This is a genomic window from Micromonospora sp. DT178, assembly GCF_049841695.1.
Taxonomy (GTDB): domain Bacteria; phylum Actinomycetota; class Actinomycetes; order Mycobacteriales; family Micromonosporaceae; genus Micromonospora.
Window position 1 is genome coordinate 98,372 of sequence record NZ_JBNCKV010000004.1, and the last position, 24,782, is coordinate 123,153.

Genomic DNA, 24,782 nt, shown 5'->3' on the forward strand with positions numbered 1-24,782 from the left:
GACGTGGGGGACGGTCATCGGTGGGACGGGGAGGGCGGTCGACCGCCGTGCTCGCGCACGAGCGCCAGCCGGTCGACCTTCCCGCTCGGCGTACGGGGGAACTCCGCAAGGAGGTGGACGAACCGCGACGGCAGCATGTAGTCGGGCACCCGGGCCGTGATCGCCCGGCGGAGGGTGTCGAGGTCGAGCTGCTCACCCGAGGCGGTGCGGTAGAAGGCGGTGAGGCGGGTGTCGCCCACCCCGAGGGTCTCTGCGGTCACCACCGCCCCGACGACGCCGGGCGCTTGGCGTACCACGGCTTCGACCTCGCCCAACTCGACGCGGTAGCCGCGTATCTTCACCATGCCGTCGCGCCGGCCCAGGAACTCGATCCGCCCGTCGTGGAGGAACCGGGCGACGTCGCCGGTCCGGTACAGCCGCCCGATCCCGGGCAGCGGGCTGTCGACGAAGCGCTCCCGGGTCAGCTCGGGCTTGCGCCAGTAGCCGTCGGCCAGCGGCAGCCCGGAGACGCACAGCTCGCCGGCGACACCGACCGGCTGGGGTCGCAGCCGGTCGTCGAGGATGGTGACGCGGGCGCTGTTGATCGGATAGCCGATCGCCGGCAGCAGTGGCCACGTGGCCGGATCACCGTCGATCCGCAGCGACGTCACGCTGTGGGTCTCGCTCGGGCCGTACTGGTTGAACAGTGTCGCGTCGTCGAGTGCGGCGAAGAACTGCCGGATCGCCGGCGTGACGTGGATCTGCTCGCCCGCGCAGACGAACTCCCGGAGGGGCGGCGGCTCCAGCCCGAGTGCGGTCACGTACTGGGCGATGCTCTGCAACGCCGCGAACGGCAGGAACATCCGCCGTACGGCGTGCTTCCCGATCACCGCCAGCAGCAGGTCGTAGTCGGCCCGTTCCTCGGCGTCGACGAGCACCAGCGTGCCGCCCGTCGACCACGTGCTGAAGATCTCCAGGAACGACGCGTCGAAGCTGAGCGCCGAGTACTGCAGGGTCCGGTCGCCGGGGCCACAGGCGGAGTCACCGCACTGCCAGGCGACCAGTCCGGCCAGCGGGCCGTGCGGCATCGCCACGCCCTTGGGCAGGCCGGTGGAGCCGGAGGTGTAGATCAGGTAGGCGAGGTCGGCCTCGGTCGCGACGGGCAGCGCGGACCCGGCTCCGTCCGGCAGGTCGTACCATCGATCCGGTTCGAGGACGGTGACGCCGTCGGGCATCGGCACCGCGTCGGCCAGCCACGGCTGGGCGAGCAGGCACGCCACGTCGCTGTCGCCCAACATGTACGCCAGGCGCTCGCCCGGATAGGTCGGGTCCAGCGGCACGTAGGCGGCGCCCGACTTGAGCACCGCCAGCACCGCGACGACCATGTCGACGGACCGTTCCAGGAGGATCCCGATCGGTCGCACCGGTCCCCCGTCGCGCTGCCGATGCAGCACCTGGGCCAGCCGGTCGGCGGCGTCACCCACCTCGGCGTAGGTGACCTGCCGGTCCCGCCAGATGGCCGCGATCGCGTCGGGGGTGCGTTGCCGCTGTGCCTCGAACGCCTCGTGTGCCAGCGCTGGCCGGGTGGTGGGCGCCGGGGCCTGCGCGAAGACCCGCGTGACGAGGTCGAACTCGTCAGGGGCCAGCAGGTCGAGGTCGCCGATCGACCGACCCGGCTCGGAGAGCGCGCTCGCCAGCAGCGTCCGGAACCGGTCGACCAGGCGCCGCGCGGTCGCCGGGTGGTAGAGGTCGGTGGAGTAGTCGAGCATGCCCAGCACCGGGCCGTCGGATCCACTCAGCCGTAGCAGCAGGTCGAACTTGCTCGTGCCGGTGTGCACCTCCAGCGGCTCGACCCGCAGACCGGGCAGCCGCAGCTGGGTCGACTCGCCGTCGTCGATCCCGATGACCGCCTGGAACAGTGGGAAGCGATCCGGTTCGCCGGCGGTGGCGGTCTGGCGGACGATCGTCGTGAGCGGTACGCCGCAATGCCGCTGCGCCGCCAGGCTCTCCTGCTTGACCGTTGACACCAAATCGGCGAACGACATCTCCGGCGTCACCGTGAGCCGCAGCGGCAGCAGATCCGCCAGGCAGCCCACGACCCGGTCCAGTTCGGCGGCACCGCGGCGGGCCACCGGTGTGCCGACGACGAGGTCCTGCTGCCCGCCGTGGCGGTGCAGCAGGGCGGCGTACGCGGCCGTCAGCACGGTGAACGCGGTGGTGCGCCCGGCGCGCGCGACGGCCCGTACGGCCTGGGCGGTCGCTTCGTCGAGTACGAACTCGACCCGGTCCCCCGCGTGTCCGATCTCGGCCGGGCGCCGCCAGTCGGCCGGGACCGTCGTGAACTGTGGCGGCGACTGCAACCGGTCACGCCAGTAGGCCACGGCTGCGGCGTCGGCCTCCTGCGCCCGCTGCCGCCGCGCGTACTCACCCATGGTCAGCGCGGGCGCCGGCGGCGGCGTCGGGTCGGCGTACCAGCGGGCGATGTCGTCGGCCATGACCTGGAGCGACCAACCGTCCATGGCGATGTGGTGCAGCAGGAGGGCGAGCACGTGGTCCTCGCGCCCGAGCCGGAGCAGGAAGGCCCGCATCGGGGTCCGGTCCAGGTCGAGATCGAGTTCGGCCAGCTCACGCAGCCGCCGCTCGACCGCCTCCGGCGGACAGTCTTCGCTCTCGAGCGCCGCTCCCGTGTCCTCGACGATCTGAGCGGGCTGCCCCTCGTGCAGCCCGTACCGGGTGCGCAACCCGGGGTGGGCGGATGTCAGGCGGTCGATCGCCAGGGCGAGCGCGCCGGTGTCGAGCGGGCCGTGGATGCGGTGCGTCCACAGCACGGTGTAGCGGGACCTGCTCTCCGCGAAGGCGTCGCTGAGCCAGATCGCCTCCTGCTCGTGGGTCATGGGGTGGACGGTCAACGCGTGCTCCGGGTTCGGGTCGTCGGGGTACGGGCCGCGTTCGCCAGTGCATCGCGGTCGAGCTTGCCGTTGGGGGTCAGTGGGAACCGGTCCAGGGCCCGCACGATCGTCGGGACGAGCGACCGGGGCAGCCGGTTCAGCAGGTCGCGGCGCAACGCCGCGGGTCCGCCCGGATCGTCGCCGGGCACGTAGAACAGCGCCAGGGCCTGGTCGACGACGGTCACCGTGCAGTCCCGTACGCCAGGTGACTGTCGGGCCGCCGCCTCGACCTCCGCCGGTTCGATGCGATGGCCGCCGACCTTCAACTGGCGGTCGCGCCGGCCCCGGAAGCGCAGGAGCCCGGCCGGATCGATCAGGCCGTAGTCGCCGGTGCGGTACGCCCGCACCGTCTCGCCGCCGATCTCCACCGGCACGAACGCGCGGGCGGTCAGCTCCGGCTCGCCCAGGTAACAGGTGGCCAGGCCGTCGCCCGCGACACAGATCTCGCCGGTTTCCCCGGGCGGGCAGATCCGGCCCTGCCCGTCGAGCACCAGTACGGTCGTCGCCGGCACGGGTGAGCCCAGCGGGATGTCCGCACCGTCGGCGCAGTCTTCGAGCCGCACCCGGTGGGTGGTGGTGTGCATGCAGCTCTCGGTCGGGCCGTACCCGTTGAGCAGCTCGGTCCGTGGGTGGCGGCGCAGGAACCGGGCCGCGTGCGGCGCGGGCAGGCGTTCCCCGCCCACCAGCACCGTTCCCAGCCCGGCGAAGCTGTCGAGGTCCTCGTCGACGAAGAGCGCGAACAGCGAGGTCGTCAGGCGCAGCGTGGTCGCGCCGTGCCGCTCGACCATCCGGCGCAGTTCTCCGGGGGTGAGGTAGTCGCCGTCGACGAGCAGCGACGTGCCGCCGGTCATCAGCTGGCCGAACAGCTCGTAGCTGTACATGTCCCACGACGGCGGCGCGCCCTGGGGCATCGCGTGGCCGGGACCGAAACCTGGCGGCGGGGTGGCACGGAACATCCGCGTCAACGCCCGGTGCGGCAGCACCACGCCCTTGGGCCGGCCGGTGGTGCCCGAGGTGAAGACGACCGTCGCCGCCGCCTCCCCGTCGATCGCCGTCCCGGGCACGGTGGGCGGGTGTGCCGTGCCGCCCGGTCCAGGGGCCGGGTCGGTCGCCGTCAGCGGCAGGACCGTGCGGCCGCCCCAGTCCTGGCCCGGATCGGTGGTGAGCACCAGGGCGGCCCCGACAAGATCGGTGATGGCGAGCCGACGCGGCGTCGGCCACCGCGGGTCGACGGTCGTGTACGCCGCGCCGCACCACAGCACGCCGAGCTGGGCGGCGACCAGCTCCGGGCAGCGGTGTGCGCAGAGCGGCACGATCGCACCCGCACCGATCCCCTGTGCGCCGAGGCGTGCGGCCACGGTGAGCGCGCGCCGGTGCAGCTCGGCGTACTCGACCGGTGCCCCCTGGTGCACGAGGGCGGTGGCGTGCGGAAACCGCTCGGCCGACCGGGCAACCGCCTGGTGGACCAGTGCCTGCCCCGCACCGTCAGCCGGCGTCACCGGCGGACCTCGCCGACACGAGGGCGATGAAGTCGCCGAACACGTCGTTGTCCAGCAGGTCGACCGGGGTCAGCGCGACTCCGGTCGCACTCTCGATCCGCGCGCAGATCCGCAGCGCCTGCAGCGACGTGCCGTCGTGGTCGTAGAAGCTGTCCGCGGGATCGACCTCGTCCAGGCCGAGGACGTCGGCGATGGCGTCCGCGACGACCTGCGCGGTGGACCGCGTCACCGGGCAGCCTCCGCACCGATCGCAGCGGCGAGCGCGACGACCGTACGGTTGCGCAGGATCAGCCGCATCGGCAGGCGGTTGCCGACGCGGTCGGTGAGTTCGACCATCACCTGCACGGCGGTCAGCGAGTTGCCTCCGGCGACCTCGAAGAAGGGCTCCTCGTCGCCGAAGTCGGCGTGGCCCAGCACCTTCTCCCACACCGCACGCACTTCGTCGACGAGGTGCTGCGGCGGATCCTGGGTGGCATTGGACATCGTCACTCCGTTCTCCACAGGCCGATGGTCAGTCGCGGCGGGCGGCGCGGTCGAGGCGCTCCGTCAGCGCGGCGGCGAGTGCCGCGACGGTCGGGTACTTGAACAGGTCGGTGACCGGCACCTCGACCGCGAACTCCCGTCGGATCTCGCGGTGCACCTGGATGAGCGTCATCGAGCTGGCGCCCAGCGCGAACAGGGGCACGTCGCGCGGCAGGCGCTCGGGCGCGGCGCCGAGCGCTCGTGCCCAGAGGTCGGCGAGTTTCCGCTCGACCACGCCGCGCGGCTGTGCGTCGGCGCCGACCGGGAGACCCACCTCCGGCACGGGCAGGCGGCGGGGATCGGCCTTGCCGGTGTTCCCGGTCGGGATCCGGTCGATCGCGACCAGGTAGGCGGGGACCAGTTCGGCGGGCAGTTCCCCGGCGAGGTGCGCGCGCAGCCGCGCCGCGTCGAGACCGTCGAGCGTGACCGCGTACGCCACGAGCGCGTCGGGCCGTCGGGGATGGACCGCGACGAGGGCGTCGACGATCCCGGGAAAGCGCAGCACGACGCGCCGCACGCCCTCCAGCTCGACGCGCAGTCCGCGGACCTTGACCTGGCCGTCCTCACGGCCCAGGAAGGCGATGTTGCCGTCACCGCGCAACCGGGCCAGGTCGCCCGTGCGGTACAGGCGGCCTCGGCCCTGGCGGCTGACGGTGTCGGGCACGAAGACCTTCGCGGTCAGCTCGTCGCGGTTGACGTAGCCCAGCGCCAGTCCGACGCCCCCGACGTGGAGTTCCCCGGGGAACCCCGGCGGCAGTAGTTGTCCGCCCTGGCCGAGGACGTAGGCCCGCATCCCGGCCACGGGCCGACCGATGGGCGGGTCCGCGTCGGGCTCCAGCGGCGCGTCGCCGAGGACATGGAACGTCGCGTCGATGGTGGTTTCGCTGGGCCCGTAGAGATTCACCACGCGGGCGCGGGTGGCGGCGGCCGCCGCAGCGGCCGTCTCCCGGGTCAGCCGCTCCCCGCCGCAGAAGAGCCAGCGCAGGCGCGGACAGTCCCAGTCGGAGCGTTCCGCGAGCATCGCGCCGAGCAGGGTCGGCACGAACTGCGCCACGCTCACGTCGTGGGTGCGCAGCTCCGTGTGCATCAGGGCCGGGTCGCGGTGGGCGTGGGCGGGAGCGACGACGACAGCGGCGCCGATGACCAGCGGAGTCAGGTATTCCCAGACGGAGGCGTCGAACACCGGTGAGGTCTTGAAGTAGAACCGGTCGGTGCGGTCGAGGCCGAACTCGTGCTGCTTGAAACGCAGGTGGTTGAGGATGGCGCGGTGCGGGACGACCGCCGTCTTCGGCAGTCCCGTGGTGCCCGAGGTGGTGATCAGGTACGCCGGAGCGGCGGGGTCGGCGGCGACGTGGGTGAGCGGCGCCGCCGACCCGGCCGGCGGAGGCTCCTGCGCTGCGACGACCACCGGCAGCCCGGCCGGGGCGTCGGCGGTCGCCGTGACGACTGCGGCGCCGGCCGCGGCGTCGCTCAGCAGGAAGGAGCGTCGGCCGGCCGGTTGTTCCATGTCCACGGGCAGGAAGGCGTGGCCGCACCGCAGGACCGCGAGCACGGCCGCGACGAACGCCGCGGAGCGCGCCATGCACAGCGCCACCACCGACCCGGGCGGTAGGGACAGCGCGCCGATCTCCGCGGCCAGGAGGTTGGACCACCGGTCCAGCTCGGCGTAGCTCACGGTGCGATCGCCGGCGACGAGCGCGAGCGCGTCGGGCCGGTCGGCGGCGCACGCACGGAACGCCTCGATGATGCCGGGGCCGTCGTGGGCCGGCGGCCCCACGGACCAGTCGGTGAGGATGCGCTCCTCGGTCTCGGGGCCCGCCAGCCGCACCGTGAGCGGGGTGCCGGCGTCGGCGAGGAGCTGGGCCAGCACTGTCTCGAACCCGCGGGCGATGGCGTCGGCCTCGGTGGCCTGGAACAGGTTCGTGCAGTAGTCGAGCCGCCCGGTGAGCACTCCCCCGCGCAGGTTGATGGACAGCAACAGCTCGGCCTTGCTGCCCCGGGTGGCGAACTCGACCGGCTCGCTGACGACGCCGGGCAGGGTGAGGAGGGGGAAGGACGCGTCGTTGAAGGAGAGCACCGCCGGCAGCGGAGGACGGCCCGGCTGGATCATGCGTCCGCCCGACCGTGCCGTGTCCAGTGCGACGCCCTGGTGCTCCACCCCGTCCATGACCCGGTCCTGCACCAGGCGCACGTACTCCGCGAGGCTGGGGGTGGCCAGGCTGGGCGCGCGAAGCCGAAGCATGTCGGAGAACAGGCCGACGACGTGCCGGTACCGTGGCCGTCGCCAGTCGACGCCGGGAAAGGCGACCACGACGTCGTCGCTGCGGGTGTAGTGCTGCAAAACCAGCGTGTACGCGGCCATGCAGGCGGAGAACGGCGTCACCTCGATGCGGGCGGCCCGGGCGTCCAGGTCGGCCGGCAGCCGCACCGCGATCGACGCGACGCGGGGCTCGACGGCGGCCGACCCGACGGTGCTCGGGGCGATGCCGCAGCCCGGGTCGACCCCGTCCAGGGACTCCTGCCAGAACCGCTGCGCGGCCCGGCCGGCCGGGGAGGCGGCGAAGTCCTGCTGCCACCGCACGTAGGAGAAGTAGTCGGGGCCGTCGGTCTCCGGTTCGGCGACGCCCGCGTACGCACGCGACAACTGGTCCAGGAACAAGGGCAGCGACGGCGCGTCCACCGCGAGGTGGTCGAAGACGATCAGCAGCAGTGCCGCCGCCTCGTGCTGACGCAGCAGGTGGGCCCGCAGCCGTACGGAGTCCTCGGCCACGAACGGCACCGCGCACAGTGCCGTCAGGTGCGCGTCGAGGTCGTCCGCCACCACGTCCGTGGTCCGCAGCAGCGACGCGGGTGCCGGCTGGAGCACCTGATAGGTGACGGACTGCTCTTCCTCAAGTTGGACGCGCAGTTGCGGCTGACGCCGGACCACCTCCGTGAGGGCCCGGTCCAGGCGCCCTTCGTCCAGGGCACCTGTCAGCCGGTACGCCACGGCGACGTTGTAACCCGCGCCGTCCGAGACGAACTGCTGTGCGACGTGCACGGCGCGCTGCTGGACGCTGAGCGGCACGCGGGCGTGGTCCGGCCGCGATGGCTTCACATGCTCCCCCCGTCATGAGCGGCTCGGATGCGCCCCTCGCCAGCGGTCGTACGGCCCTACCGTCCCATCCTTGCCGAAGTGAGTGGCCCGCCCGATCGGCGATCGTGCGAATTATTGGGCGATTGAAGCACGTCTTTCAATACAGTGTGAGTTGTTTCACACCGGTTGATCGTCCGCGATTCCACCGATAGCTTGGCCGGAAGCGATTCGCGTCAAAGTCGCATGCTGAATGACGGAATCGTCGACTGCCCGGCGAGGCAAATCCGCAGCGGCATCGCGCCCTGCCGGAGGCGTGCGTCGAATTTTGCGAAGTCAATTAAATAGCATGCGTATTACCGGTGACGCCTGCGCTACCACGGCCGGTCTTGTTGCGCGCACAACAGGCAAAGGAGACCGAACCTGATGGCACTGATCGACCTGCTGTCCGAACTCGCGGGCCTGGGCATGCGCCTTTCCGCACAGGGTGACAAGTTGCGGATAACCGGCCCGCGCGAGCGGCTCACCGAGCCGCTGCGAGCCCGCCTCGCCGCGCACCGCGACGAGGTGCTGCAGTTCGTTCGCGAGCAGGAGCACGAAGAGCGGCGCCGAAGTGTGCGCATCGTCCCGGTCGACCGCGCCCGACCGCTGCCGGCCTCCTACGCGCAGCGGCGCCTCTGGCTGATCGAGCAACTCGCGACCGACGTGCCGATCTACAACATGTACATGGCGCGCACCATCACCGGCCCGCTCGACACCGACGCGATGCGGTCCGCCGTCGAGACCATCACGGCCCGGCACGAGATCCTGCGCAGCGCGCTCGTGGAGGACGGCGACGACCTGTTCCAGGTGCCGGACCCGGCGGGACGTCCCGCGTACACCGAGCACGACCTGCGGGAAGCCGCCGACGAGACGGTCCGGCAACTGCTGTACGACATCGTCGCGACCCGCTTCGACCTGTCGCGCGCCCCGCTCATCCGCTTCGACCTCATCCGCACCGGCGTCACCGACTGGATCCTCGTCATCACCCAGCACCACGTCATCTCCGACGGCTGGTCGGCGGGCATCATCCGCAAGGAGATCTCGGAGCTGTACTCCGCCGCCGTCGAGGGCCGCGAGCCGGACCTGCCCGACCTGCCGGTGCAGTACGCCGACTTCGCCGCGTGGGAGCGGCAGTGGATCACCGGCGAAGTGGCCGAACAGCAGCGCGAGTTCTGGCGCGGCCAGTTGGCGCAGTTGCCGCCGGCGCTGGAGCTGATGCCCGGCCGGCCCCGGGCCGCGGTGCAGAGCTACCGCGGTGACGCGCTGGTGTTCACCTACGACGCGGAGCTGATGAAGCGGCTGCGGGAGCTGTGCGCCGAGTGCGGCACCACCCTCTACGGCGCCCTGGTCGCGGCGTACGGCCTGCTGCTGTCACGGATGACCCGCGCTGACGACCTCGCGATCGGGAGCCCGCTGGCCAGTCGGCCCTACCCGGTGCTGGAGAACACCCTCGGCCTGTTCTTCAACTCGATCACGGTACGGATGCGGCCCGATCCGCAGCAGACGGTCCGCGAGTTCCTCGCCGCGGTCCGCCGCAGCGTCTTCGACGCCTTCGCCCACCAGGATCTCCCCTTCGACCAGGTGGTCCAGGCGGTCGCGCCGGATCGCAGCGTCTCGCACTCGCCGCTGTTCCAGGCCATCTTCATTCTGCAGAGCTACCCCGAGACCGGGCTGTCGCTGACGGGCCTGGAGACCGGGCAGGCCGTCGCGCCGGTCTACGCCACGCAGTACGACATCATGTTCAAGTTGCGCGAGGACGGCGATCTGGGCAGGGGCTTCCTCGTCTACAACAGCGAGATGTTCGCCAAGTCCGACATGTCGCGCCTGGTGGACTGGTTCGCGCGCGTGGTCCGGCTGATGGCGGCCGACCCCGACGCCAGGCTCGGCGACCTGGTGCTGGCCGGCGCCGAAGACCTCGCCGACGTGGCCCGATGGAACGTCGCCACCGCCCGGGAGCTGCCCGCCCTGCCGGTGCACCGGCAGATCCTGGCCCAGTTGCACGCCGACCCCACCGCACCCGCGGTGACCTTTCGCGGCCACACCCTCACCGGCGCCGCGCTGGCCGAGCGGGCCCAGGCCATCACGGCCGGTCTCGTCGCGGCGGGGCTACGCCCCGGCGACCGCGTCGGCGTCCTGGTCCCCCGGTCCACCGATCTCGTCGCGACTCTGCTCGGCGTGCTCAGCGCCGGCATGGCGTACGTGCCTCTCGACGGGGCGGCACCGCAGCCGCGGTCGGCGGCCAGCCTGGCCATCGCCGAGTGCGCCGCGCTGATCGTCGAACACCCCGCCGTGCCGTCACCGCCGTTCGACGGCCGGGTCCTGCCGCTGACCGAACTCACCGGTCACCCGCCGCTGGGCACTCTTCCCGAGGTCCCGGCGGACAGCACCGCATACGTCATCTTCACCTCGGGCTCGACCGGCGTGCCGAAGGGCGTCCGCATCGCACAGCGCAACCTGACCAACTTCTTCGCGGCGATGGACGAAACGGTCCCGCTTCCGCCACGGCCGGTGTGGCTCGCGGTCACCAACGTCACCTTCGACATCGCGGTACTCGAACTGCTGTGGACCCTCAGCCGCGGTGTCCACGTCGTCCTCGGCGAGAGCATGGAGACGCTGCACCGGTTGGCGGAAGCCGACACCGAGCCGGTCAAGGTCCCCGACCTGATCGAGACCGCCGGGGTCAACGCGCTGCAGGCGACACCCACGTTCGTCCGTACGGTGCTGCGGATGCCCGGCGGGCCCCGGGCTCTCGCCCGGCTGCACACTCTGCTGGTCGGCGGTGAGCCGCTGGACCCGGCGCTTGCCACCACCCTGCGCGAGCTCGGCATTCCCAGGGTGCTGAACATGTACGGTCCGACCGAGACCACGGTGTGGTCCACCGCCTGGCAGCTCGACTCCGGGCCGCCGTTGGTGGGCAGGCCGCTCGCCAACACCACGGTGCACATCGTCGACGCCTTCCTGCGTCCGGTGCCCGTCGGCATGTTCGGCGAGCTCGTCATCGGCGGCGCGGGGGTCAGCCAGGGCTATGTCGGGGACCCGGAACTGACCGCGCGGCGCTTCGTCTCGGCGCCGCACCTCGACGACGGAGCCACCGTCTACCGCACCGGCGACCTCGCGCGGATGACGCCCGACGGCACGATCGAACTGGTCGGTCGCTTCGACAACCAGGTCAAGCTCAACGGCCACCGGATCGAGCTGGAGGAGATCGAGCGGGCGGTGGCCGCTCTGCCCGGTCTACAGGACTGCGCCGTGGTCGTGCAGACCGACGGCGACCAGAGCCGCCTCGCCGCCCACTGCGTCACCGCCGACGGCGCGGCGGTGGACGAGGAATGGCTGCGGGTCGAGCTGGCGCGCACGCTGCCGCCCCAGATGATCCCCGGCCTGGTCGCCACCATCCCCGCGCTGCCGGTCTCTCCCAACGGGAAACTCGACCGCAAGGCGCTTCCCAGGATCGAGGCGCGCGCCGTCGGGTCCGAGCCGGTCACGGCGGATGGCGACCTCGAAGAGGCGCTGCTGGCGGCCTGGCGCCGGGTGTTGGGCGACGAGCGCATCGGGGTGACCGACGACTTCTTCCGCTCCGGCGGCAACTCCCTGCTGGTGGTCCGCCTGCTCAGTGAGGTGCGTGCGCAGGCCGCGCCCCAGGCGCGCATCGTCGACCTGTTCCGCTTTCCGACGGTACGCAACTTCGCGGCACACCTGGCCGGTGCGGCCACCGATGAGCCCCCCGGCGTGGCAGCGGACCACGACGAGGCACAGCGCGCCCGCCTGCGCCGGCAGCAGCAGGTGCGCCGCAAACGGCAGGCGCGCACCGGAGGCTAGCGACGCGCCGCACGCTCAGCGGTAGACGACGTTCAAGCGCTCCTTCAGCTCGGCCAGAGACGCCAGGATCGCCTCGTGCGTCGTCGCCGTACCGTGCACCAGACCGATGCTGTTGGCGGTGCCGTCGCGCCAGTCCAGCGCCCGGCCCGGCTTCGAGCGCAACTCGATGCTGCGGATACCGCCGACGTCGCGGGGTCGCACGTCGTTCCAGGACACCAGGGTCTTCGCTTCGACCGGCGGTGCCAGCAGGTAGGCGAACTCCATGCGCTTCCACACCAGGGTGGGCACCGTCACCGGCTCGCCTGTCGCGAGCCGCAGCACGGTCCGCACGAGGTCGAAGCCGGACGCTCGGCGTAGCAGCACCGGAACGTAGCCGCCCATCCGGCCGTTCACTTCGATCACGCTGGGGCCGGCCGGGGTCAGCTTGACCTCGGTGTGCGTCACGCCGTGCCGGACCCCCAGCGCCCGCAGCGCGGCACTGGCGACCTCGGCCACGGCTGCCTGGTCGCGCTCCGACAGCGTGCAGGGAAGCACGTGCCCCGTCTCGCGGAACGGCGGCGCGAGCGGGAGCTTGGAGGTCACGCAGACGGTCTGGACGTCCTCGCCCTGCACCACGGATTCGACCGAGACGTAGTCACCCCAGCATTCCCCAGCCACGGACGGGTCTCCGGTCAGCAGCTCTTCCAGGACGAAGTCGCCGGTGCCACGTGCCACGAACTCGGCCACGTAGCCGCGGCACCGCTCCAGCGACTCGATGCGGGCGGTGTCCACACTGCCCGCACCGTTGCGCGGCTTCAGCACCGCCGGCAGTCCGATCTCGGCGAGGGCGGTGACCGCATCATCGACCGTACGCACCAGCCGCGCCTGCGGCGAGGGCACCGCCGCCGCGTTCAGCAGCGTGCGCTGCAGGAACTTGTCGGTCAGGGCGGGCACGGTCGCCGGGCTGTGGAACGACAGCCCGCAGCGCTGGGCGATGCGGGCAGCCAGGTGCAGCCAGTTGTCGTTGAACGCCGCCACCCCGTCCGGGCTCAGGCTCGCAGCCAGGTCGCAGATCTCGTCCTCGGACAGTCCGACAGCATCGACGACGCGAACGTTCTCGGGGATCGCCCACATGTCCGAAGCTGCCGCGTCCTCGTGCCTCATCCGCAGGAACACGACATCACAGACGTCGCGCGCGGCCGACAGGACGGTCACCGCACTGGCCGAGCCTCTGTCGTAGACGATGAGGCACGTCGGAAGACTCATCTGGCCGGCTCCTCCAACCTTCGGCCCCGGGTTCGACGGGGGCCCCTACCGCAGGCGGGGACGGGCGCCGACGTCGCCTGAACGGCCCGACCTCGACGTTCCGCGCCGCCGCCACCCGGTCGCAGAAGGCGCAACGCCCGATACGCCGAGCCCGAACGGACCGACCACGTACCCGGCCGTCCGCGCCGGGCACGGGGGCGAGACAGGACCTGCCCGATGGTAGCGGTAATCGCGGGGCGGCAGGGATCCCGAGGCGCCCGCCGGCGAACGGTGTCTGACGGCTACCCGCTGGCCGCGGCGATCCGGCGAGCGGTCCGCGTCCGCCCCGCAGACCTGGCCGGGCCAGCCGTCGCCCCTCGGTCCGCAGCCGGCGGCGCGTCGCCTCCACCGCCGGCGAGGGCGTCACGCAGCCCGGGTTCCCGACGAGTCCGGTTGGCGACAGCCGACGTCTCTTCACCGCCGCCAGCGGCTCTGACACTCTGCAGTTGGCAGGTAACCCTTCGGGCTGGGCGGGTCGAGAGCGATGGCGAAGCGTTGGTTGATCACGGGGTGTTCGAGCGGACTCGGTCAGGCCCTCGCGGCCCGGCTCGCCGCCGAGGGGGAACAGGTGGTGGCGACGGCCCGACGGCCGGAGACCCTCGGCGCGCTGGTGGCCCGGCATCCGGGCAACGTGGTGGCTGCCGCGCTGGACGTACGGGATCCGGCGCAGTGCGTGGCGGCGGTCGAGCGGGCGGTGGACGCCTTCGGCGGTGTCGACGTCCTGGTCAACAACGCCGCCTACGGCCAGTTCGGCACCTTCGAGGAGGTCACCGACGAGGAACTCGCCGCGCAGTTCGACACCAACGTCTTCGGGCCGTGGCGGCTCACCCGGGCCGTGCTGCCGGTGTGGCGGGCGCAGCGCTGCGGGCACGCGGTCTTCGTCAGCTCGGTCTCCGGTGTGGTCCCCATCCCCGGGCTGGCCGCGTACACGGCGAGCAAGTTCGCGATGGAGGGAGCGGCCGAGTCGCTGGCCGCCGAGGCCGGGCACCTCGGGGTGAAGGTCACCATCCTGCAGCCGGGCGGCTTCGCCACCGGGTACAGCGCCAACCTGGTCATGCCGGAACACCGGATCGCGGACTACACGCCGGTCAGCGACGGCCCGCTCGACGCGCTGCGCAGCATGAACACCTGGATCGAGGTGAACTCCCCCGAACTCTTCGCGGACGTGGTCTGGCGGCTCGGCCAGATGGAGTCGCCGCCGCTACGGCTGCCGGTGGGACCGGACTCGGAGACGTTCCTGAAGGCCGCCTACGACGCCCGGCGCAATGAGTACGACCAGGTCGTCAAGGCGGGCCATCACACTCTGGCGTGACCCCGCCCGGACTCGGCCGCGCCCGCGGGGGGGGGGGCGCGCCCGGCCACGCTCTCAGCTCGACAGGCACGGCGGGGCGTGCGCCATGTCCCCGACCACCGGCTGTGCCCTCCGGTAGGCGGCGCAGTGCGCCGCGCCCAGGTCGTTCAGCTCGTGCCGCCGGGTGGCGGGCAGGGACCCGGCCCCGCCCCGACGTAGCGCGAGCTCCGTCGACGGCACGTGGGCCCGCAGGGCGCACTCACCGTCGGCGGTGGCCACGGCGATCTCCCGGCGGCGCAGGGAGGCGGAGTCGCCGTTCTGCCGGTACGCACGCGACAGGTCGTCGGCCGCGGCCTCCGGATCGGGGTACGGGTAGCCCGACGCGGCCATGCAGGAGAGCCACCGGGCGCGGGCCCGCGCCAGTTCCGGGGCCTTCTCGACCTGCTCCCTGAGGGCGTTGTTCAGGACCTGGGGAACGGCGTCGACGCGGGCCCACCGCCGGGCGTCGCCGTACAGGGCGGCCCGGCTCTCGGCCACGCACCCGATTCTCGGATAGGACAGGACGCTGCCGTTGGGCAGCTCCAGCTTCTCGTACCGCCGGGTGTCGCCGAACAGGGCGAGTTGGAACGCCGGCTGCCGGTCGTTCGGCCCCGCCCTCGGAGGGCCCGATGCCTCCGCCAGCCCGAAACCCTTCGCGCGGCGCCGGGGCAGGTCGACCGCACGCTCTTCGTCCGACCCGGTGACCGGTGGCGGGGTGACCGGCCAGTAGACCTGCCCACGCGCGGCCATGCACCGCTCGACGAGCTTCTCCTCGGCCAGCTCCAGCACCCGCCTGCGCGCCGGGTGCCCGCCGGAGTCGGTCAGCAGGTCCAGCGCGTCGGCGCCGAGCGCGGACTCCTGGCGGCCGGTGGTGCCCGCCTGCGGGGTGCAGGCACTCCCGCAGGCGAGCACCAGGAGACCGACGGCCACGGAGAGGATCCGGGACGTCGAGCGTCGAGTCGTCAGCACCACTTGTGCGAGCTGATCTTGTCGTTGGGGCTGGTCCCGTCGCTCCACCTGTCGTACGCCAGGTTGGCGAGGAAACTGCCGCGCGGCAGCCGGTAGAAGAAGGCGCCGGTGTAGTTGGTGCCGTCGTAGAAGGTGACGGCGCAGTTCTGCCCGTGGTTGAACACGTACGCCGCCCACGACCTGCTCCGCGCCTACGCCGCCGAGCTGGCGGACAGCCTCGACAGCCGGTCGGACCGGGACAGCGCGGCCCAGCGGGTCCTCGACCACTACCTGCACACCGCACACGCCGCCGCCCGGATGCTGGAGCCCCACCGGGAGCCGCTCACGCTCGCCGTGCCCCGTTCCGGCGTCACGCCCACGGCCTTCGCCACCGACGCCGAGGCACTGGCCTGGTTCGTGGCCGAGCGTTCCGCCCTGGTCGCCAGCGTCCAGCTGGCCGCCGCCACCCGGCACACCTCCCACGCCTGGCGGCTGGCCTGGATCCTCAACACCTTCTTCAGCCGCCAGGGCTACTGGCACGACCAGGCAGCCGTCCAGCACACCGCCCTGAGCGCGGCGCAGGACGCCGGCGACAAGGATGGACAGGCACACCTGCACCGGGGCCTCGCACGGGCCTGTTTCCGGCTGGGTCGCCACGACGAGGCCCACACCCACCTACGGGTGGCCCTCACCCTCTGCGAGGAACTCGGCGACCCGGTGGCGCAGGCGCGCGTCCACGGCGGCCTCGGCTTCATCCTCAGCCAGCGGGGTCGCCACCGGGAGTCGCTACCCCATCTCCGGCGGGCGCTCGGGCTGTACGCCAGGGCCGGACACCCGGACGGGTACGCGGAATCGCTCAACGCGCTCGGCTGGAGCCACGCGCTGCTCGGCAACCACCACCAGACCCTCGTCTACTGCCACCAGGCGCTGGTGCTGATGGGCCGGCTCGGTGACTGCCACGGCCAGGCCAACGTCTGGGACAGCCTCGGCTACGCCCACCACCACCTCGGAGACCACGGCAAGGCCGTCGACTGCTACCGACGGGCTCTCCAGCTGTTCCAGCACACGGGCGAGCGGTACCTGCGAGCCGAGACCCTCGTCCGGTTGGGCGACGCCCTCCTGGCCACGGAGGAGCCGGGTGGGGCCACCGCCGCCTGGGCCGACGCCCTGTGCATCCTGGCCGACCTCGGTCACCCCGACATCGGCCTCGTCCGCGCCAGACTCCGCTCGGTCCCCGAGTTGCCGTAGCGGCGGATGGCGCGCCGTGGCGTCGCGCCGCGTTCAGAACTGCCGCACGGCCAGCAGGCTGAGGGCGGCCACGAGCACGACGCCCGCCGTGACGGTGATCGTACGGATCCGTACCCGCAGGTCGGCGTCCCACCTGTCGCCGGTGCCGGCGGCGCGGCGGGCCAGCGGGGTGAACGCGCGCCCGACCCCGAAGCCGATCCCGGCGAGCATCGCGACGTGCAGGCGTTGACCGCCGAGGAGCAGGGCGACCGCCAGCACGTACGGAGCGCTCGCCGAGACGTAGGTGCGGACCCCGGTGCCCATCTCGAAGCCGAACTGCAGCGCCCCGCGCCGCAGGCTGCGCTGAAGCACGTCCTGCGGCACCTGCCGGGCGTTCTGCGGCAGCCGGATCGGCACCAGGCCCACCTCGCGGAGCAGCCCCAGCACCGCCACCGCCACGATGCCCGCGTACCGCCACGGGACGGGCAGGGGCGCGGACAGGCCGGAGAACAACCCCAGCACCAACCCGCTGAGCAGGCCACCGGCGATCAACCCTACGACGAACAGGCTGAGGACGACGCCCTGCCGATCTCGATCCCGCCACCCGGGCGAGGCCAGCGCGTGCGCGCTGTTGTGCGTTCAAACGGAGCCGGAGAGCGTGTAACCCGCGAGCCCTCCGATCATCGCCCAGGTGAGCACGTGTCCGTACGCGGCGGCGGCGAGCGCACCGACGGCGAGCAGCACGAGGGGTACGAGGGGGTCGCCGGCCCGGCGCAGTGCCGCCCGGGCGTGCCCCGGCAGCGTCCGGGTCATACGGCGGCGCCGGTCAGCGTCCGCCAGGAGTTGACCCCGATCACCCCGTCGACCGTCAGCCCGTTCTGCCGCTGGAAGTCGCGCGCCGCGCTGTCCGTCGCCGGGCCGAAGGACCCGTCGACCACCAGCGCGTAGCCGCGCCTGTTCAGCTGGCGCTGCGCGGCGCTGACGGCGTGGCCGCTGTTCCCGGAGCGGACCGTGGTCACGAGCTTCGGCCAGGTGGTCGCGTCGACGACACCGGTGGCCCCGAGGCCGGCCGCCGTCTGGAAGCTCTTCACCTTCGCCTCGGTGTCGGCACCGAAGATCCCGTCGATGTCGGTCGCGTGCCCGCGGGCGGTCAGCAGGTGCTGCACCGTGTAGACGTTGACCCCGGTGTTGCTCCGCCGGGTGGTGGGCCAGCTGGCCGTGCCCAGGCATCCGCACTTGGTGTTCCAGCGGCAGATCGACTTCACCCAGCCCGAGCTGGTCTTCTTGTACCCGTCGTGGCACCGGCGTTCGACCGAGCAGGCGCACGCGCCGCACGCCCCGTTGTAGGCCCACAGCCAGCCGTCGTAGGTGCCGCCGTAGCACTGGTTCGGCCGCAGGATCCAGGTGACGCCGTCGTTCTTGTGGAATCCGGTGTACGTCCCGCTGGTGTTGCAGGAATCGGCGAAGATCGTGCTCGGGCCGCACCCCGGTGAGCAGTTGTGGTCGCTGGCGTACGTCGGGCACCCGGCATAGATGGTGTAGCCGTCGGCGTACGCGCGGCGGGCCGCCGGGAACACACTGAGCGCGGCCATCCCCACCGCGGTGCCCGCCCGGAGCAGGGTGCGCCGCGACAGTTCCCACCCGGCGCGCCTCCGGCCGCCCGGCTGGACCGGCACCCGCCGGACGGCGGGCCCGGTCCCCGGGTCGTCTCCACGCAGCCAGGGCACGGTGTCGATACCGGTCATGCCCGATCTCCCTGATTCGTGGCGACCGCCGGTGTGGGGTCGCCGGGTGGGCTGTCGACTTCGTCGAGCAGGCGGTGCAGTGCCGCGCGGGAACCGAGCGGCTCGGCGCGCAGCACCCGCCCGGCCCGGTCGACGACGGTGGCGAACGGGGTGGCGAGGGCGTCGTACCGCTCGAACAGTTCCGCCTGTCCGCCGAGCACGGTGATCGGCAGCTCCGCGGCCCGCGTCGGAGGGTCCTCCCGGTAGAGGACCCGGAACTCCAGGCCGGGGCGGACGTGTTCGCTCGCCTCGGCCAGCACCTCGGTGCACGTCCCGCAGTCGGGTTCCAGGAAGAGCAGCACCAGCGGAACCGCCGGTGCCGCCGGTGCCAGCCGGGCGAACTCGGGGGCTGGTGCGCCCGGCCGCAGACCGACCGAGTCGGGACGGCGCTGGACCGCCCCGCTCGACAGCGCGTGCACCTGGCGTACCAGGCCCGAGACCGTGAACGCCAGCAGGAGTATCGCGATCCAGCTCAGGATCAGTGCGCTGGTCTGGAAGCTCATCCGGGCAGGCCTCCCTCTGTCGTGCCGATGGACCGGCGGGTCGTGGGCCGCCGGGCTGTCGCCGTCGCCGTCGCCGGCTCGTACATCGCGGCGGGCAGGTGCCACAGCAGCGCGGTGAACGTGGCGGAGGCCAGCAGCACGACGGCCAGTGCGGCGTCGGCGCGCTCCGCCGGGATGATCGAGCCGGACAGGAGCAGCCCGACCAGTGCCAGCCCGGCGAGGACCGCCGCCCGCGCCACCACCCAGCCGGTCATCGGCAGTTCCACCCGGGAGCATCCGCACGAGCCGGCGCGCCCGGTCGACCTCACGTACAGGCCGTAGCCGGCGTACAGGGCGAGTAGCGCGACGCTGCCGACGAGGACGGCGGCGAGCAGGCCCTCGCCGGCGGGGTGGAGCAGCGCCACGATCCCGGCGCCGGCGAGCAGGCCCTCGCCGGCGATGGCGATGGCGGCGACCGCGCCCGGAGCCGGAAGCACCCGGTGCGCGGCCAGGGCCTCGGCGAGCGCCGCCGGCCGTGACAGGTGCTCGGCGGTGCTGACGAGCAGGGTGAACAGGACGGTGTACGTGGCCACGCCGGCCAGCAGTCCGGACATTCCGACCTACCGGGCGGTCTGGACGCGGAGCCGGTTGACCAGAGTGGGCACCTGCTCCATGTCCGTGTCGGCGAACGGCACCAGGCTGAGCCACGCGTCCGCCGCAGCCAGTACGAAGTAGGGCTGCCCGTCGGGCAGGACGTCCCGGAAGAGTTCGCCCGCCTGCGTCCGGAGGCCACGCCAGGTGGGCAGTTGCCCGGCACGCTGCTTGGTGAGCGGTGCGATCTCCAGCAGGCCGAGCCCGGGAACCTCCTTGAGCACGGTGGCGGGTTCGACGAACTCGGCCCCGGTCTTCGAGGTCGGGCGCAGGGCCAGCCCGTCGTCGTGCTCCTCGATGCGCAGCGTCCGCAACGCACCGAGCAGGTCGGTGGTCGCCGCGCCGTACATCTCGGTGAAGAAGCAGTGCCGCCGCCCCCGCCAGACCGCCACGAGCCGTTCCTCGGCCAACTGGATCTGCGGGTCGTACGACCGGATGCGCGCGGTCAGCAGCGTTCCGCCCTGGTAGGTGAGTTCCTCGTCGAACGTCTCGACGCCGAGCGTCCGGGCCACGTCGTCCGCGAGCCCGATCGCGCCGGCCGTGAACTCGTGCAGCCGGCCGCCGATCGTCACGTCGGCCACGGATGTGAACGGTGCGCTGAGGTCGAGTGAACCATCGAGCGAGAATCGGCCATGGTCGATTGCCCGATGCGTCACCGGCGCGCCTCTGGCTGCCATGCGACCGCCCTTCGTCCGGTCCGGAACTTACCAACGGCACGGTATACGGATCTGTAAATATCTGACAAGGTCGATCCCTGTCACGGTGCGGTGACAGCCCGGGGCCGACGCGCTGACGCTGCGGGCGCGCGACGTCCGGCCGAGCGGCACGGGCCGCGGAGGACGCCGACCGGCCGGTAGGGTTTTCCGCGTGGACCTGGCCGACACCGCCGCCCGGCTCGGCGTACCCGTCGAGGACGTCGAGCGCGTGCACCGGCTCGCCGGCGACCGGCCGTCGGCTCCGCTGCCCGCGAAGGCCGACGCGCCCGCGATCCTCGACCGGCTCGCGGTGCGTCCGGACGACGCCGCCGAGATCCTGGCGGGCTGGCCCGAGCCCGACTCTCCGCTGTGGACCCCGGAGCTGCGCTGGCTGCTCGACCGCTCGATCGCCCTGGTCCGCGCCGATCTCGGGGGCCACGGCTGGCTGCCGCCCGGTCCGGCGCTGCCGCGCGAGCGGGGCCCCGCCTGGCGGCATCTCTACGTGTACGCGTACCTGGCCCTGGTCGACGTCGTCACGGCGTACCACCGCGACCACGGCATCGCCGACGGCGTCTCGTGGGTGACCCTCGCGGACCTGGGCCGCAACCTCGCGATTGACCGGCGGATGCACCGCGAGGGCTGGCCGGTCATGCAGAGCTGGCTCACGCTGCACGCGCGCGGCGGCATCTACGAGTTGGGCCGGCTGCAGCACCAGCGCGGCGACACCACCATCCACCTGCACATCCCCGAGTCGGGGCCGATGAGCCCGGAGGCGGTCGAGGCGTCGCTCGACGAGGCCCGCGCGTTCTTTCCGCGGCACTTCCCCGACGAGCGCCACACGGCGTTCTCCTGCGGCTCGTGGCTGCTCGACCCACAGCTGCGGGAGTACCTGCCCGCGGACTCCAACATCGTCCGGTTCCAGCGGAGGTTCGAGCTGGAACCCCACGAGGAGATGGAAGGGCTGGACGCCGACGTCGAGGTGCTGCGGTTCGTGTTCCGCACCCTGACCACGCCGCTCGACCAACTGCCGCGCCGCACCCTCCTCCAGCGCGCGGTCGTGGACCACCTGCGGGCCGGCCGCCACTGGCAGTGGCGCCGCGGCAGCTTCCCGATCTAGCCACACCCCCGGTTCCGTACGGGCCGGCCGGATCGGCGGCACGGACGCGGACGCAGGGGCGGGGCCGCCGGTGTCCGGCGGCCCCGCTGGTGTGCCGTCGCTCAGACGATCTCCACCCCGTAGACGCTCAGCGCCTCGGTGACCGGCTGGAAGTAGGTGGTCCCGCCGGAGGAACAGTTGCCGCTGCCACCCGAGGTCAGGCCCAGGGCGGTACTTCCGCTGAAGAGCGCGCCGCCGCTGTCGCCCGGCTCGGCGCAGACCGTGGTGCGGATCAGGCCGCTGACGCTGCCCTCGGCGTAGTTCACCGTGGCGTCGGTCGCCTCGACCGTGCCGCCGTGCAGGCCGGTGGTGCTGCCGGAGCGCTGCACCGACTGCCCGACGAAGGCGTCGGCCGCGCCGGTGATGTCGCGGGTGGTGCCGTCGTACAGGTAGACGCTGCCGTCGGCGGCGGCCGGGTTGGTGTGCTGCACGATGCCGTAGTCGTCGCCGGGGAAGCTGCCGGTGCCGCCGGTGCCGAGCAGGTTGCCCTGCCCGGAGTCGGCGTACCAGTTGGCGGTGATGTCGGTGCAGTGCCCGGCGGTGAGGAAGTAGTGGGTGTCCCCGCTGCGGACGTTGAAGCCCAGCGAACAGCGGCCGCCACCCTCGGCGTAGATGGCCTCGCCGCCGGCGGCCCGGGTGCTGAGCGTGCCGGCCTCCCGCTGGATGCGGACGGTGCCGCCGAGCCGCTGCGCGACGGCCTCGACACGTTCCAGTTTCGCGCCGGTCACCGTGCTGTCGACGGAGACCACGACCTGGTTGGTCGCCGGATCGGTCCACCACGCGGTGCCTGGCACCCGCGCGGCGCTGTTCAGCGTGCTGGTGGCGCGGGCGAGGTCGTCCGCACCGCGGGTGACGAGCTTCGGGGTCGCGCCGGCCGCGCGGACCTTGCGGGCAGCGGCGTCGTCGGTCACGGTGACGACCATGGCGCCGTCGGCTCCGGCGTACGCCCCGCCGGAGCGGTCGCCGAGTGCGGCGGCGAGCGCGGAGGCTTGATCGGGGGAAGCGGGCGTAGCGGGTGCTGCCTGAGCGGGACTGCTGGTCAACGTGCCGACGACCAGAGCGCCAGCCACCGACAGTGCGGTGACGCGGCGCAGCGGAGACCCGGAGAGTCGCATGTGGTACCTCCATGGAGCTGAGCACGGGCTGCCTTTCAGGTAGCCCCGGGCACCCGATCGGTTGGTGAGGCTCACCCGACCGGAGGCGTCGATCTATTCATAGTTCTCATATTGATTGCAAGAGTGACGGTTGGCCTGACTCGGCCGCTTCTCATACCTTGGGTCCGGACAGCCCGACGAGTGGCGCCTGCGGCGATTAGTGGCTATTCGCCGCGACTCGGCAGGTCAGCGAGCCCGGCCCGCGACCCGCCGGACGGCTGCCGCCACTCACCCCGACCGGATGGCGGGACGAGGTCGCAACATCGAAAAAACCGACGGCGGCCGACGGCCGCCGGGCCGGCACCGGGCACGTCGACGCCTCACCCGCCGTCATGGACGGGGCGGGCTCGGCCGTGCGCCGAGCCCGCCCCGCCAGTTCCACCCGGTCCTGATCGTGAACCCTGACAACGCCTGCCGTTCGGCCTACCTCGTTGGGCGACGTCAGGTAGGTGTCACGCCGTCAGCGTTGCAGTGTCAGCAGACCCGGCCGGTAGGGCAGGCGGCCGTAGTCGCCACCGGAGTCGGGGGCACGGCCCTGGTAGAGCAGCCGCAGGTTGCAGGGATCGACGGTCATGGTCTGATCGGCGTTGCTGCGAATCAGTTCGCCGTGACTGATGTCGTTGGTCCAGGTGGCGCCACTGTTGGCCTTGCCGGCGAAGGGGTTGCCTTCGGTCGCGGCCTGCGGCGTCCACGTACCGCCCAGACTGGTGGCCGTGAACGAGCGGAAGTAGCGACCCTGCGAGCCGATCGCCTCGACGAGCATGAGGTACCGGTCCTGGCCCTGGAGCTTGTAGACCTGAACGGCTTCGAACAGGTTGTTCGTCGTGTCGCTCATGATCACCGTCGAGGTCGAGCCGAAGCTGCCCGGGAAGTTGCCGATCGGCATGCTGGCCCGGTAGATCCTGCCGTTGTCCCCGGCGAAGAACAGGTACATGTTGGTGTTGTCCCCGATCACAGCCTGGTCGATGGGGCCGGTGCCGGAGTCGGAGATGCTCCCGGAGAAGAGCGTCTGCGGCGACGACCAGCTGTTCACATTGGTCGGGTCGCTCGACGTCCGGTAGGAGAAGGCGGGGCCGCCCCACTGGTAGGCGAGCACCCAGATGTTCCTGGGCGCGAAGTAGAACAGTGAGGGCGCGACGGCGGAGAAGGGCATCTGGTTCTGGCTGGCCGAGGCCATGTCGGACCAGTTCGTGAAGAGGCCGAAGTTCATCGAGCCCCACGTCGTTCCCGTGTCGTGCGTGGTCGCGTAGACGAGTTGCCGGCCGTTGTAGGGGGCGTGGGTGAAGTCCTTGAGTGACACCCACCCCGCCCTCGGTTGCGCCAGCGGCCCCGTCGACGACCACCGGTACGTCGACGGCAGGGCGCACGTGCCGGGCGGCGGCGTGGTGGGGTTGCCCCCGCCGTCGACGCGGACGAGTTGCCACTGCTGGTTGTTGCCGTTCCAGTCGTCGTACTGCACGATGTTCCCGCCGTCGGCGGTCGAGGCGCCCTGCACCTCCACCACCTTGCCGCTGTTCCGGTTGATCAGGCGGACGTAGCCACCGGCGGAGTCGGCCAGCCGGAACTGCTGGTTGGTCGAGTTGTTGTCGGCCCACTGCACGATGCCGGCACCGTTGGCGGTCGAGAAGTTGTAGACGTCGAGCACCTTGCCGGACAGCCGCGACCGCAACCGGTAGTAGCCACCGCCGGAGTCCACGAACTGCCACTGCTGCTGGTTGCCGTCGTTCCGCGCCCACTGCACGATCCGTGCGCCGTCGTTCGTGGCCAGGTTGTACACGTCCAGGGCCTTGCCGCTGTTGCGGTTGACCAGCACGTACCACGCGCTCGTGTCGACCGTCGCCGCGGCGGCGGGTGCCGACGACACCACCGCCGCGACGGCACCACCGAGCAACACGGCCATGCCGGCGGCGACGACCCGTAGCCACCAGCCACGCCCCCGCGACGGCGGCGCGACCGGTGGAGCTCCACCTGAAGCAGACATGATCCTCCTTGGATGAGAAGTACCAACGGGATGCCCGGAGACGGGCGCACCGCGATGCGTGACCGGGCGCGAGCGCATGGAAGTTAGCGCTAACACAGCTGGTGCGCCCTGGCGCGCGCCCGGTCCACGCCGACGAGCCCGGCCTGCCCGGTAAGCCACACTGTCGCCGCCCCTAGCCATCGACTGTGAGCGATAACATGCCGTTCGT

20 protein-coding genes are annotated in these 24,782 nt (G+C 72.2%); 4 read left to right on the plus strand and 16 right to left on the minus strand.

Translation table 11 applies throughout. The features are described 5' to 3' along the window. Nucleotides 1-14: 14 nt before the first annotated feature. From ACLQ22_RS09210 to ACLQ22_RS09230, 5 genes are read right to left on the minus strand one after another with little or no spacing between them, the layout of a single operon-like run. On the minus strand, nucleotides 15-2,873 hold the full coding sequence (locus ACLQ22_RS09210; RefSeq protein ID WP_425691877.1) for a non-ribosomal peptide synthetase: 2,859 nt from the start codon (nucleotides 2,871-2,873) through the stop codon (nucleotides 15-17). Between the two features lie 11 nt (nucleotides 2,874-2,884). Continuing rightward, nucleotides 2,885-4,426 (minus strand): amino acid adenylation domain-containing protein, encoded by a 1,542-nt coding sequence (locus ACLQ22_RS09215; protein WP_425691878.1) that lies wholly within the window; start codon nucleotides 4,424-4,426, stop codon nucleotides 2,885-2,887. Continuing rightward, on the minus strand, nucleotides 4,413-4,655 hold the full coding sequence (locus tag ACLQ22_RS09220) for an acyl carrier protein (RefSeq protein WP_425691879.1): 243 nt from the start codon (nucleotides 4,653-4,655) through the stop codon (nucleotides 4,413-4,415). Before ACLQ22_RS09220 ends, ACLQ22_RS09215 begins: the two co-directional genes overlap by 14 nt. Continuing rightward, nucleotides 4,652-4,909 carry an acyl carrier protein gene (locus ACLQ22_RS09225; protein WP_425691880.1) on the minus strand — a complete coding sequence of 86 codons (258 nt, stop codon included), beginning with the start codon at nucleotides 4,907-4,909 and terminating at the stop codon, nucleotides 4,652-4,654. Before ACLQ22_RS09225 ends, ACLQ22_RS09220 begins: the two co-directional genes overlap by 4 nt. Before the next feature lie 28 nt (nucleotides 4,910-4,937). Further along, complete coding sequence (locus ACLQ22_RS09230; protein ID WP_425691881.1) at nucleotides 4,938-8,015, minus strand: non-ribosomal peptide synthetase; 3,078 nt, start codon at nucleotides 8,013-8,015, stop codon at nucleotides 4,938-4,940. A gap of 432 nt (nucleotides 8,016-8,447) precedes the next feature. Here ACLQ22_RS09230 and ACLQ22_RS09235 point away from each other — a divergent pair, with 432 nt between their 5' ends. Then, entirely contained in the window at nucleotides 8,448-11,882 is a 3,435-nt protein-coding gene (locus tag ACLQ22_RS09235; protein ID WP_425691882.1) for a non-ribosomal peptide synthetase, read from the plus strand. A gap of 15 nt (nucleotides 11,883-11,897) precedes the next feature. On the opposite strand, the gene ACLQ22_RS09240 is transcribed toward ACLQ22_RS09235, so the two are convergent. Continuing rightward, the gene (locus ACLQ22_RS09240; RefSeq protein ID WP_425691883.1) at nucleotides 11,898-13,076 is read right to left on the minus strand and encodes an ATP-grasp domain-containing protein; all 1,179 of its coding nucleotides are present in this window, start codon (nucleotides 13,074-13,076) and stop codon (nucleotides 11,898-11,900) included. 574 nt (nucleotides 13,077-13,650) lie between these two features. On the opposite strand from ACLQ22_RS09240, the gene ACLQ22_RS09245 reads away from it, so the two are divergent. Then, entirely contained in the window at nucleotides 13,651-14,478 is an 828-nt protein-coding gene (locus ACLQ22_RS09245) for an SDR family oxidoreductase (protein ID WP_425691884.1), read from the plus strand. Between the two features lie 54 nt (nucleotides 14,479-14,532). On the opposite strand, the gene ACLQ22_RS09250 is transcribed toward ACLQ22_RS09245, so the two are convergent. Both ACLQ22_RS09250 and ACLQ22_RS09255 read right to left on the minus strand, forming a co-directional pair. Then, nucleotides 14,533-15,468: a hypothetical protein gene (locus ACLQ22_RS09250; protein WP_425691885.1), complete on the minus strand. Its 936-nt coding sequence runs from the start codon at nucleotides 15,466-15,468 to the stop codon at nucleotides 14,533-14,535. Further along, nucleotides 15,459-15,629, minus strand: coding sequence for a hypothetical protein (locus ACLQ22_RS09255; RefSeq protein ID WP_425691886.1), 171 nt, complete (start codon nucleotides 15,627-15,629; stop codon nucleotides 15,459-15,461). Before ACLQ22_RS09255 ends, ACLQ22_RS09250 begins: the two co-directional genes overlap by 10 nt. Here ACLQ22_RS09255 and ACLQ22_RS09260 point away from each other — a divergent pair. Continuing rightward, nucleotides 15,622-16,692: a tetratricopeptide repeat protein gene (locus ACLQ22_RS09260; protein ID WP_425691887.1), complete on the plus strand. Its 1,071-nt coding sequence runs from the start codon at nucleotides 15,622-15,624 to the stop codon at nucleotides 16,690-16,692. The two genes, ACLQ22_RS09255 and ACLQ22_RS09260, sit on opposite strands and share 8 nt — an antisense overlap. Nucleotides 16,693-16,725: 33 nt before the next feature. On the opposite strand, the gene ACLQ22_RS09265 is transcribed toward ACLQ22_RS09260, so the two are convergent. The 6 genes from ACLQ22_RS09265 to ACLQ22_RS09290 form a co-directional block, all read right to left on the minus strand. Next, entirely contained in the window at nucleotides 16,726-17,223 is a 498-nt protein-coding gene (locus ACLQ22_RS09265) for a hypothetical protein (protein ID WP_425691888.1), read from the minus strand. A gap of 87 nt (nucleotides 17,224-17,310) precedes the next feature. Continuing rightward, on the minus strand, nucleotides 17,311-17,484 hold the full coding sequence (locus ACLQ22_RS09270) for a hypothetical protein (protein WP_425691889.1): 174 nt from the start codon (nucleotides 17,482-17,484) through the stop codon (nucleotides 17,311-17,313). Continuing rightward, nucleotides 17,481-18,416, minus strand: a complete 936-nt coding sequence (locus ACLQ22_RS09275; protein ID WP_425691890.1) for a peptidoglycan-binding domain-containing protein — start codon at nucleotides 18,414-18,416, stop codon at nucleotides 17,481-17,483. The genes ACLQ22_RS09270 and ACLQ22_RS09275 overlap by 4 nt, the downstream gene beginning before the upstream one ends. Continuing rightward, nucleotides 18,413-18,958 carry a hypothetical protein gene (locus tag ACLQ22_RS09280; protein WP_425691891.1) on the minus strand — a complete coding sequence of 182 codons (546 nt, stop codon included), beginning with the start codon at nucleotides 18,956-18,958 and terminating at the stop codon, nucleotides 18,413-18,415. Before ACLQ22_RS09280 ends, ACLQ22_RS09275 begins: the two co-directional genes overlap by 4 nt. Continuing rightward, complete coding sequence (locus ACLQ22_RS09285) at nucleotides 18,955-19,551, minus strand: MauE/DoxX family redox-associated membrane protein (RefSeq protein WP_425691892.1); 597 nt, start codon at nucleotides 19,549-19,551, stop codon at nucleotides 18,955-18,957. The genes ACLQ22_RS09280 and ACLQ22_RS09285 overlap by 4 nt, the downstream gene beginning before the upstream one ends. 6 nt (nucleotides 19,552-19,557) lie before the next feature. Continuing rightward, nucleotides 19,558-20,169, minus strand: a complete 612-nt coding sequence (locus tag ACLQ22_RS09290) for a hypothetical protein (RefSeq protein WP_425691893.1) — start codon at nucleotides 20,167-20,169, stop codon at nucleotides 19,558-19,560. A gap of 286 nt (nucleotides 20,170-20,455) precedes the next feature. Between ACLQ22_RS09290 and ACLQ22_RS09295 the strand changes: the two genes are divergently transcribed. Continuing rightward, the gene (locus tag ACLQ22_RS09295; RefSeq protein WP_425691894.1) at nucleotides 20,456-21,400 is read left to right on the plus strand and encodes an acyltransferase domain-containing protein; all 945 of its coding nucleotides are present in this window, start codon (nucleotides 20,456-20,458) and stop codon (nucleotides 21,398-21,400) included. A gap of 101 nt (nucleotides 21,401-21,501) precedes the next feature. Here the strand turns inward: ACLQ22_RS09295 and ACLQ22_RS09300 are convergent, their stop codons facing one another. Both ACLQ22_RS09300 and ACLQ22_RS09305 read right to left on the minus strand, forming a co-directional pair. Then, complete coding sequence (locus ACLQ22_RS09300) at nucleotides 21,502-22,554, minus strand: S1 family peptidase (RefSeq protein ID WP_425691895.1); 1,053 nt, start codon at nucleotides 22,552-22,554, stop codon at nucleotides 21,502-21,504. A gap of 499 nt (nucleotides 22,555-23,053) precedes the next feature. Then, complete coding sequence (locus ACLQ22_RS09305; protein ID WP_425691896.1) at nucleotides 23,054-24,493, minus strand: non-reducing end alpha-L-arabinofuranosidase family hydrolase; 1,440 nt, start codon at nucleotides 24,491-24,493, stop codon at nucleotides 23,054-23,056. Between the last annotated feature and the right edge of the window lie 289 nt (nucleotides 24,494-24,782).

Excerpts from the sequence above, each read along its gene's own strand:
- ACLQ22_RS09210 (WP_425691877.1), bottom strand. The coding sequence starts at position 2,873 with ATGACCCACGAGCAGGAGGCGATCTGGCTCAGCGACGCCTTCGCGGAG.
- ACLQ22_RS09225 (WP_425691880.1), bottom strand. The coding sequence starts at position 4,909 with ATGTCCAATGCCACCCAGGATCCGCCGCAGCACCTCGTCGACGAAGTG.
- ACLQ22_RS09235 (WP_425691882.1), top strand. The coding sequence starts at position 8,448 with ATGGCACTGATCGACCTGCTGTCCGAACTCGCGGGCCTGGGCATGCGC.
- ACLQ22_RS09245 (WP_425691884.1), top strand. The coding sequence starts at position 13,651 with ATGGCGAAGCGTTGGTTGATCACGGGGTGTTCGAGCGGACTCGGTCAG.
- ACLQ22_RS09270 (WP_425691889.1), bottom strand. The coding sequence starts at position 17,484 with ATGACCCGGACGCTGCCGGGGCACGCCCGGGCGGCACTGCGCCGGGCC.
- ACLQ22_RS09275 (WP_425691890.1), bottom strand. The coding sequence starts at position 18,416 with ATGACCGGTATCGACACCGTGCCCTGGCTGCGTGGAGACGACCCGGGG.
- ACLQ22_RS09280 (WP_425691891.1), bottom strand. The coding sequence starts at position 18,958 with ATGAGCTTCCAGACCAGCGCACTGATCCTGAGCTGGATCGCGATACTC.
- ACLQ22_RS09285 (WP_425691892.1), bottom strand. The coding sequence starts at position 19,551 with ATGTCCGGACTGCTGGCCGGCGTGGCCACGTACACCGTCCTGTTCACC.
- ACLQ22_RS09300 (WP_425691895.1), bottom strand. The coding sequence starts at position 22,554 with ATGCGACTCTCCGGGTCTCCGCTGCGCCGCGTCACCGCACTGTCGGTG.
- ACLQ22_RS09305 (WP_425691896.1), bottom strand. The coding sequence starts at position 24,493 with ATGGCCGTGTTGCTCGGTGGTGCCGTCGCGGCGGTGGTGTCGTCGGCA.